6 protein-coding genes are annotated in these 7,941 nt (G+C 70.0%); 5 read left to right on the forward strand and 1 reads right to left on the reverse strand.

What is annotated here, in order from left to right:
• Positions 1 to 46 precede the first annotated feature (46 nt).
• Positions 47 to 1,381: an ROK family transcriptional regulator gene (locus tag IE272_RS35120; RefSeq protein ID WP_190009681.1), complete on the reverse strand. Its 1,335-nt coding sequence runs from the start codon at positions 1,379 to 1,381 to the stop codon at positions 47 to 49.
• 142 nt (positions 1,382 to 1,523) lie between these two features.
• Here IE272_RS35120 and IE272_RS35125 point away from each other — a divergent pair, with 142 nt between their 5' ends.
• The 5 genes from IE272_RS35125 to IE272_RS35145 all read left to right on the forward strand — a co-directional run.
• Positions 1,524 to 2,834 (forward strand): ABC transporter substrate-binding protein, encoded by a 1,311-nt coding sequence (locus IE272_RS35125; protein ID WP_056705236.1) that lies wholly within the window; start codon positions 1,524 to 1,526, stop codon positions 2,832 to 2,834.
• An 11-nt stretch (positions 2,835 to 2,845) separates the two neighbouring features.
• Complete coding sequence (locus tag IE272_RS35130; protein WP_190009683.1) at positions 2,846 to 3,859, forward strand: carbohydrate ABC transporter permease; 1,014 nt, start codon at positions 2,846 to 2,848, stop codon at positions 3,857 to 3,859.
• A complete protein-coding gene (locus tag IE272_RS35135) occupies positions 3,852 to 4,745 on the forward strand; it encodes a carbohydrate ABC transporter permease (RefSeq protein ID WP_050361905.1) in 894 nt (297 codons plus the stop codon). Before IE272_RS35130 ends, IE272_RS35135 begins: the two co-directional genes overlap by 8 nt.
• Before the next feature lie 47 nt (positions 4,746 to 4,792).
• Positions 4,793 to 6,151, forward strand: coding sequence for a GH1 family beta-glucosidase (locus IE272_RS35140; RefSeq protein WP_073959437.1), 1,359 nt, complete (start codon positions 4,793 to 4,795; stop codon positions 6,149 to 6,151).
• An 807-nt stretch (positions 6,152 to 6,958) separates the two neighbouring features.
• Positions 6,959 to 7,941, forward strand: a 983-nt coding sequence (locus tag IE272_RS35145) for a trypsin-like serine protease (RefSeq protein WP_190009685.1), incomplete at its 3' end; no start/stop codon positions are given.

A 7,941-nucleotide genomic window follows, 5' to 3' on the forward strand; every position in this document is an offset into this window, starting at 1 on the left:
GACCTCGCCGCAGCCCCAGACCTCGACCTCACCCAGGTGTGCCCTCTCAGTTCATCGGGGTGCGGTGACGTTCCCGGACCGCCTGGACAGCCGTACGGGGCGGCGTGCCGGCGCCGCCCGCCCCGGGGCGGCTGCCGCCCCGGGTGAGGAAGTCGGCGAGCGGGAGCGTCGCCGCGCCCACGGTGACCGCGTCCGGGCCGAGGCGGCCCATCTCGATGGTGGTGCGGGCCGCCGCGTGGCGCAGGGCGTACGCGTTCGCGTACCTGCGGATATCGGGCAGCAGGCGGGGGCCGATGAGCAGGCCCGCCCAGCCACCGATCAGAATCCGCTCGGGCAGGAAGAGATTGATCAGGTCGGCGAGCGCCGCGCCGAGGCATTCGGCCGTCTCGTCGAGCAGTGAGAGCGCCACCGGGTCCGGGGCGGGGCCTCGGCGGCCCGGGTACGCGGCGGCGAGCAGGGCAGCGAGCGCCGTCTCGTCGTCGGCGTCCTCGGGCAGCGGGCCGCCTGCCTCGCGCCAGCGTTCACGCAGGGCCTCCGCGCCCGCGTACGCCTCCAGGCAGCCGATGGAGCCGCAGCGGCACCGGCGGCCGCGCAACTGGACGGTGGTGTGGCCCCATTCGAGCGCGAGGCTCGTGCGGTCCTCGTCGAGGATGCCGCCGTGGTCGACGCAGGCGCCCACGCCCGAGCCGATGAGAGCGATGGCGGCGGCGCCCGCGCCCCGGCCGCCGCCGAACCACATCTCGGCCTGGCCGAGCGTCTTGGCGCCGTTGTCGATGAAGAGCGGCACCTCGGGCGGCACGTCGACCGCCTCGCGCAGCAACTGCTCGAAGGGGACCGCGCGCCAGCCGATGGTCTGGCCGTGCACCACCGCGCTCCGGGAGCCGTCGGGCCCTTCGGGGCCGTCACGCTCGATGATGCCGGGGACCCCGATGCCGATGCCGAGCAGCCGGCGCGGGTCGGCTCCCGCGTCGCGCAGCACGTCCGCGACGCCGGTGCGAACGTGGGCGACGATGCGGTCGACGTCGTAACCGTGCTGGGCCAGCAGCCGTTCGGTGCGGGCCAGTTCGGTCAGGGAGAGGTCGAACAGCTCGACGCGGACCCGGGTCTCGCCGATGTCGATGCCGACGAGCAGCCCGCCGTCCGGGGCGACGCGCAGCAGCGTACGGGGGCGGCCGCCGTCCGAGTCGACGATCCCGGCCTCCTCCAGCAGGCCCTCGGCGGAGAGTTCCGCAACGACGTTGCTGATAGAACCCGAACTCAGCCCCGTGACCGGTCCGAGCTCCTGGCGGCTCAGCGGGCCGTCGAAATACAACCGTTGCAATACCCTCGCCCGATTGCCCCTTCGCAGGTCACGCACGGTCCGTCTGTTGCGCTCGGCCATGTTGCTCCTTCCCGTCGAGGAACATACCCCGGTCCCAGGCCTTGACGCGACCTTCTCTCACCTCTTAAATCACGGCATAAATTAAGTCATGGAGGCCGTTCGGTTCCCGAACGCAGCCATCCCCGGAAAGGGGCCACCTCACATGCGTCACGTCAGAGCCGCAAGCGCCGCCACCCTCGCCCTCGCCATCGCCGCAGCCGCCACCGGCTGTGGCGGCGGGACCACCTCGGGCGGCAGCAACGAGTCACCGAAGACCCTCACCTACTGGGCGTCCAACCAGGGCCCCAGCATCGAGGCCGACAAGGAGATCCTCACTCCCGAGCTGAAGAAGTTCGAGAAGGAGACCGGGATCAAGGTGAAGCTGGAGGTCGTGCCGTGGGCCGACCTGCTGAACCGGATCCTCGCCGCCACCAGCTCCGGCCAGGGCCCGGACGTGCTGAACATCGGCAACACCTGGTCGGCCTCGCTCCAGGCGACCGGCGCGCTCCTGCCGTGGGACGAGAAGAACTTCGAGGCGATCGGCGGCCGGGACCGCTTCGTCGACTCGGCGGTCGCCTCGGCCGGCAAGGCGGGCGAGCCGCCCGCCGCGGTGCCGCTGTACTCACTGGCGTACGCCCTCTACTACAACAAGAAGATGTTCGCCGAGGCGGGCGTCGAGAAGCCCCCGGCCACCTGGGACGAGCTGGTCGCGGCCGGCAAGAAGATATCCAAGGACGGCAAGTGGGGGCTGGGCGCCGAGGGCGGCAACCTCTCCAACAACATCCACCAGACCTTCGTCCTGGGCCAGCAGCACGGCGCCGACTTCTTCGACAAGGACGGCAAGGCGACCTTCACCTCCGACGGTGCGGTCGCGGCGGTGAAGCAGTACATCGACTTCATGGCCAAGGACAAGATCATCGCTCCGGGCAACGCGGAGTACGCCCAGAACCAGTCGCTCACCGACTTCGCCAAGGGCAAGACCGCCATGGTGCTGTGGCAGGCCGCCGCCTCCACCTTCGCCGCCCAGGGCATGAAGCCCGAGGACTGGGGCGCGGCCCCGGTGCCGGTCCCCTCGGGCGTACCGGGTGCGGGCAAGCAGACCAACTCCATGGTCGCGGGCATCAACATGGCCGTCTTCAAGAACACCAAGAACATCGACGGCGCGAAGAAGTTCGTGAAGTTCATGACGAGCGACGCCGAGCAGAAGCTGCTCAACAAGACCTACGGCTCGATCCCGCCGGTCAAGGCCGCACAGGCCGATGCCGCCTTCGGGGCCCCCGACCTCAAGGTCCTGCGCGACACCCTCGCCAGCAGCGCCGCACCGCTCCCCCAGGTCCCGAACGAGTCGCAGTTCGAGACGGCCGTGGGAACGGCCGTCAAGGAGCTGTGGGCGGACGCCGCGGCCGGACGCCCCGTGACCGAGGAATCCGTCAAGGCGCGCCTGGAAAAGGCCCAGCAGACGATGCAGCAGTGAGGCCCTGATCCATGACCGCCACCGTCACCACGGACCCCGAGGTCGACAAGTCGACCGGCACGGGTACGAGCCGGGGCACCGGGGGTGCGCGCAGGAGACTGCCGCGCATCCCCGACCGGATCCGCCAAGGCGGACTGCCCTATCTCCTGCTCCTGCCCGCCGTCCTGCTCGAACTCCTCATCCACATCATCCCGATGGTCATCGGGATCGTGATGAGCTTCCGGCAGCTCACACAGTTCTTCATCAACAACTGGGGCGCGGCGCCCTGGACCGGCCTCGACAACTACAGCATCGCCGTCGACTTCGACGCGCCGATCGGTGAGGCCCTGCTCCACTCGTTCCTCGTCACCTGCGTCTTCACGTTCTTCTCGGTCGGGCTCGCCTGGCTCTTCGGCGTCACCGCGGCGATCCTGCTCCAGGAGAACTTCCGCGGCCGGGGCTTCCTCCGCGCCGTCTTCCTCGTCCCGTACGCCCTGCCGGTCTACGCGGCCGTCATCACCTGGGCGTTCATGTTCCAGCGGGACAACGGGCTGATCAACCACGTGCTGCACGACCAGCTCGGCATCACCGACGAGCCGTCGTTCTGGCTGATCGGCGACAACAGCATCTACACCCTGATCATCGTCTCGGTGTGGAAGGGCTGGCCGTTCGCCTTCCTCATGCTGATGGCCGGGCTCCAGAACATCCCGCGCGAGCTGTACGAGGCCGCCTCGATCGACGGCGCCGGCATCTGGCAGCAGATCCGCCGGATCACGCTGCCCTCGCTGCGCCCGGTCAACCAGGTCCTGGTCCTCGTGCTCTTCCTGTGGACGTTCAACGACTTCAACACCCCGTACGTCCTGTTCGGGAAATCGGCCCCGGAGAGCGCGGACCTGATCTCGATCCACATCTACCAGTCGTCGTTCGTCACCTGGAACTTCGGCACCGGATCCGCGATGTCGGTCCTGCTGCTGCTCTTGCTGCTGGTCGTGACGGCCGTCTACCTGTTCCTCACCTCGCGCGGAAGGAAGGGCTCCGATGTCTAGCCTCACCCGGCCGACCCGCGCCGCCCGGTCGCGGGCCCGCTCGCCGATGGCCGCACCGCAGTCCTTCCTCTGGACCCGCCGCATCGTCCTGACCCTGCTCGCCGGCTTCGTCCTGTTGCCCGTCTACGTGATGGTCAGCAGCTCGCTGAAGCCGCTCCAGGACGTGTCGGGGAAGTTCCAGTGGATTCCGTCCACGCTGACGATCCGGCCGTACTTCGACATCTGGGAGACCGTTCCGCTCGCCAAGTACTTCGTCAACTCGCTGATCGTGGCGGGCTCGGCGACGGTGCTGTCGGTGACGATCGCGGTGTTCTCCGCCTACGCGGTGAGCCGCTACCGGTTCCGGGGCAAGCGGGTCTTCACCGTCACGGTGCTGTCCACGCAGATGTTCCCGGGGATTCTCTTCCTGCTCCCGCTGTTCCTCATCTTCGTCAACATCGGCAACAGCACCGGCGTCGCCCTGTACGGCTCGCGCGGCGGGCTCATCCTCACGTACCTGACGTTCTCGCTGCCGTTCTCCATCTGGATGCTGATCGGGTACTTCGACTCCATCCCCCGGGACCTCGACGAGGCCGCTCTGGTCGACGGCTGCGGCCCCGTCCGCGCGCTCTTCCAGGTCGTCGTGCCGGCCGCCGTGCCCGGGATCGTCGCCGTGTCCGTCTACTCCTTCATGACGGCCTGGGGCGAAGTGCTCTTCGCCTCCGTCATGACGAACGACGCCACCCGGACCCTCTCCGTCGGCCTCCAGGGCTACGCCACGCAGAACGACGTGTACTGGAACCAGGTCATGGCCGCGTCCCTCGTCGTCAGCGTCCCGATCGTCGTCGGGTTCCTGCTCCTCCAGCGCTACCTGGTCGCCGGTCTCACCGCGGGAGCCGTGAAGTGAGCCCCACCGGCGAACACCACCCTGCGTCCCCCACGGAAAGGCAGCACGTGTCCGACCTCAACGCCCTCCCGGCGGACTTCACCTGGGGCGTCGCCACCGCCGCGTACCAGATCGAGGGAGCCGTGGCCGAGGACGGCCGCTCCCCCTCGATCTGGGACACGTTCTCGCACACCCCCGGCACCATCGACGGGGGCGACACGGGTGACGTGGCCTGCGACCACTACCACCGGGTCCCCGAGGACATCGGCCTGATCAAGCAGCTCGGCGCGGACGCCTACCGCTTCTCGGTCGCCTGGCCGAGGGTCGTGCCCGGCGGCGACGGACCGGTCAACAAGGCGGGCCTGGACTTCTACGACCGGCTCGTGGACGGCCTCCTGGAGGCGGGCGTCACCCCGTTCGCCACGCTCTACCACTGGGACCTGCCGCAGACGCTCCAGGACCGGGGCGGCTGGACCGTACGGGAGACCTCGGAGCACTTCGCCGCGTACACCTCCCACGTGGTGGAGCGCCTCGGCGACCGGGTGAAGGACTGGGCGACGCTCAACGAGCCGCTGTGCTCGGCCTGGATCGGGCACCTGGAGGGCCGGATGGCGCCGGGCCTCACCGACCTGACCGCCGCCGTGCGGGCCTCCTACCACCTGCACCTGGGCCATGGCCTGGCCGTACGGGCGATCCGGGCGGCCTCGTCGGACGCCCGGGTCGGCATCGTCAACAACCTCAGTCCGATCGAGCCGGCGAGCACGGGCGAGGCCGACCTCGCCGCCGCCCGCCGCGCCGACGGCCACATCAACCGCTGGTGGCTGGACCCGATCCTGGGCCGCGGCTACCCGCAGGACATGGTGGAGGAGTACGGGGTCGAACTCCCGGTCCGGCCGGGCGACCTGGAGACGATCGCCGCACCGCTCGACTGGCTGGGATTGAACTACTACTTCCGGCAGGTCGTCACCGCCGACCCCGACGGAACCGCACCCCACGCCAAGCAGGTCTCCGTCCCCGGCGCGCGGCTCACGCACATGGACTGGGAGGTCCACGCGGAGGGCCTGGAGCAGCTGTTGCTGCGCCTGACCGGGGAGTACGGCGTCCAGCGGATCTACGTCACCGAGAACGGCTCGGCGTACGAGGACGTCGTCGCGGCGGACGGTTCGGTGCACGACCCGGAGCGCGTCCGGTACTTGGAGGAGCACCTCGCCGCCTGCGCCCGCGCGGTCGACAAGGGAGCCCCGCTGGCCGGATACTTCGCCTGGTCGCTGATGGACAACTTCGAGTGGGCGTACGGCTACGACAAGCGGTTCGGCCTGGTCCACGTGGACTACGCGACCCAGCGCCGTACGGTCAAGAGCAGCGGCCGCCGGTACGCGGAGCTGGTCCGGGAACACACGGAGCGGCGCGGCCGGGCGGCCGCCTGACCCCGCTCCCCCGGCTCCGGCCGGCCACCCTCCGGCCGCGGCGAACCCCTCGCCGCGGCCGGAGGCGTTTCCCGTCACCCGCGCATGTTTCCGGCTTCTCGCCGACCCGGTGAACGCCTGCCGGGAGTACGCCGCCTGACGAACCGTCGGAGCTCGTGCACACCGCGTGAAGGTTGCGTGACCAGGCACTCATAGGTTTCAATCCGGTGCCGGGCCGATGTGCGTGTTCCGAATTTTCGGGGCACGTTCGCCGCACAGGGGGTGCGAGCGGTGACTTTCGCGACAGCCCGTCGGGGGGAGTATTCATGTTGCCGATGACCACACAGACCCTGCGGGATGTGTCGCCGGTCGAGGGACGCGAAGCCATGACGTTCGTCCGGCTCGTCGTGGTCGCGAACGCGTCGGCCTCCGCAGGCGGGTCATCCGACCCAGGAGGGCGTGCTCACACCCTCGGGGAGATCAGCCCGACGCACTGATGCGGATCGCCTCGGCGACGTTCCGTCACCTCCGGCCGCCCGGCCGCACGGCCGGACCCGCGCGCCGCGACACCCGGCCGGCTGCCGTCGGTGAGGGCACCCTCCCGGCATCGGAACCCGGCGCCACGACCGCCCCTGCCGGACACCACGCCCGTGCGAGCCGTATCCATCCGCCGACGCCCTCGCGCGGGGTCGCGACGTCGGCCGCCGGCCCGCTCTTCCTCGGATGCCTCCAGGGGCGTCCGTACGGCCGTTTCATCACCCGCCACCCGCTCCATCGGGCGACGCTGCCCTCTTCGCAGCCCCTGCCCACAACGTCAAGGAACCCTTTATGACCAAACGTTCTCATTTCCTGTGGGCCACCAGTGCGGTGGCCGCGTTCGCCGCGGTGCTGACCACAGCACCCGCGAACGCCCTCGTCGGCACCCCCACGACGACCGGGCTGAACTTCGTCGCGAAGATCAACGTCGGGGACAAGACCTCCTGTACCGGCTCGCTCGTGGCCGAGCAATGGGTGCTCACCGCGGCGTCGTGCTTCACCGGAGCCGGCATATCCACCACGGGCAAGCCCGCCCTTCCCACGAAGGTCACGGTCGGCCGGAGCGACCTGACGCAGACGGGCGGCAGCGTCCAGTCCGCGCTCGCCCTCGTTCCCCACGCGGAGCGCGACCTCGTCCTGGTCCGGCTCAGTGAGCGGATCACCGGTCCGGCCATCACGCCCGTACCGCTGGCTTCCACCCCCGCCGCGGACGGCGAGCAGCTGACGAAGGCCGGGTTCGGGCGGACACGGACCGAGTGGGTGCCCACCAAGCTGCACGCGGGCACGTTCACCGTCGCGTCCCGCACCGACACGACGGTGAACCTCAACGGGTCCGATACCGCGACGGTGTGCCAGGGGGACGCCGGAGGGCCCGCCCTCAGGACCGTGGACGGCAGCCCGCAGCTCGTGAGCGTCACCTCCCGTTCCTGGCAGGGCGGCTGCCTCGGGGTCGACCCCGCCGAAACCCGCACCGGGGCCGTGGACACCCGCGTCGACGACCTGGCGGGCTGGGTGAAGGAGGTCGTGGCGCGTGAGAAGGTCACGCCCGCGGACATCGACGGCGACGGCAAGGACGATCTCGTCCTGCAGCGCATCGACGGCTCCGTCGTCGTCCACCGGAATCTCGGGACCAGCTTCGGGCCGGGAACCGTGATGTCCTCGGGCTGGGGCCGCTTCGTCACCGGCACCGACCTGGGCCGGCTCTACTTCGCGGACGTCACCGGCGACAACAAGGCCGACCTCATCGTCCACACTAACGACGGCAACATCGCCGT

The sequence above is a fragment of the Streptomyces anulatus genome, from assembly GCF_014650675.1.
Lineage (GTDB): Bacteria > Actinomycetota > Actinomycetes > Streptomycetales > Streptomycetaceae > Streptomyces > Streptomyces anulatus.